Origin of the sequence: Petralouisia muris, assembly GCF_004793545.1 — a bacterium.
Taxonomy (GTDB): Bacteria; Bacillota; Clostridia; order Lachnospirales; family Lachnospiraceae; genus Petralouisia; species Petralouisia muris.
Window position 1 is genome coordinate 1 of the sequence record NZ_SRYA01000235.1, and the last position, 645, is coordinate 645.

Consider the following 645-nt stretch of genomic DNA (forward strand, 5'->3'; position numbering starts at 1 on the left):
ACTGAACCACTACCGGCTAAAGCCGGTAGGTTCGCTCTGCTGCTAAAGCAGCCTAAAGTTGTCTCTCCGCAAGATTATCATTATTTTTCTACGGTGATCCTACCTCGAAGTTATCAGAGTTATTTCTTTCCTGTAAATCTTGGTTTTGTATATATTCTCTGATAATTTCATCTGTAACATTTCCACTGCTTGCCACAAAATATCCTCTTGCCCACAAATGTTGTCCCCAAAATTGTTTGTTTAGTTCCTTATATTCCATCTGTAACTTTCTGGAGGTGTTGCCTTTTATATATTGTACCAGCTTACTTGCTGACAAGTGCGGCGGCACTGACACCAGCAGATGTATGTGGTCACTGCCCACATGCCCTGCCAAAATCTGCACTTCATTATTCTGGCAGACCATTCGGATTAGTTCCCTAGTTCTAACAGCTATTTTCCCTAACAATATGGGTTTACGATATTTTGTTATCCATACTAAGTGATACTTTATGTCATATGTGCAATGTGCTGATTTCCTGTAATTTTCCATATTTTCACCTCAAGTTTAGTATTCCATTTTTTATGTCATCTAAACTTGAAGGTATGGGGTTTACCTAAAGGTTTCGCCTAAAGGCGAGGGTTTTAACCCCATTATACAGACAATAA

The 645-nt window shown here is 39.1% G+C and carries 1 protein-coding gene; it reads right to left on the reverse strand.

Going from position 1 to position 645, the window contains the following annotated elements:
• Positions 1 to 88: 88 nt before the first annotated feature.
• A complete protein-coding gene (tnpA, locus tag E5329_RS29275) occupies positions 89 to 529 on the reverse strand; it encodes an IS200/IS605 family transposase (RefSeq protein ID WP_016303750.1) in 441 nt (146 codons plus the stop codon).
• Between the last annotated feature and the right edge of the window lie 116 nt (positions 530 to 645).

Excerpts from the sequence above, each read along its gene's own strand:
- tnpA (WP_016303750.1), bottom strand. The coding sequence starts at position 529 with ATGGAAAATTACAGGAAATCAGCACATTGCACATATGACATAAAGTAT.